This window comes from Streptomyces sp. IBSBF 3136 (genome assembly GCF_036815105.1).
Lineage (GTDB): Bacteria > Actinomycetota > Actinomycetes > Streptomycetales > Streptomycetaceae > Streptomyces.
Window position 1 is genome coordinate 1 of record NZ_JAJSZC010000504.1, and the last position, 462, is coordinate 462.

Here is a 462-nt window from a genome sequence, read left to right on the forward strand (position 1 = left end):
ACGCCTACGCGGCGGACTCCGAACGGGTGCCGGGCACCCTACGGGAGGCGCTGTCCCTGTGGGAGACCAGCGCGCTGGCCCCGGAGGCGTTCGGGAAGGAGGCGTTCGCCCACTACGCCAACCAGGCGGCCGTCGAGATCGAGGCGTTCGACGCGGCCGTCACCGACTGGGAGCTGCGCCGCTGCTTCGAACGGCTGTGAGAGCCGCGGCGGACCCGCGCCCCTCGGGCGTGGCCCCCCGGGGGGGGCCCCCCCCCCCCCCCGGCGCGCGCCCGTACGGTCGGTGATCGTTCGGCCACGGCGTGCGCGGTCAGGGCATGAGCTGGTACTCCGGGAAGTTCCCGGGCAGCCGCTCCCCCGCCGGGCCCTGGGTGACCGCCCGTACCAGCAGTTCCCCGCCGACGAAGGCGCCGCGCCAGGAGGCGCCGAAGCCGCCGAAGAGTTCGTCGCGGTCGCCGCGGGA

The 462-nt window shown here is 76.4% G+C and carries 1 pseudogene; it reads left to right on the forward strand.

Features of this window, described 5'->3' with window-relative positions:
* Nucleotides 1-200: pseudogene (locus V7E45_RS40465) on the forward strand (glutamine synthetase); the annotation flags it as partial.
* Nucleotides 201-462 lie beyond the last annotated feature (262 nt).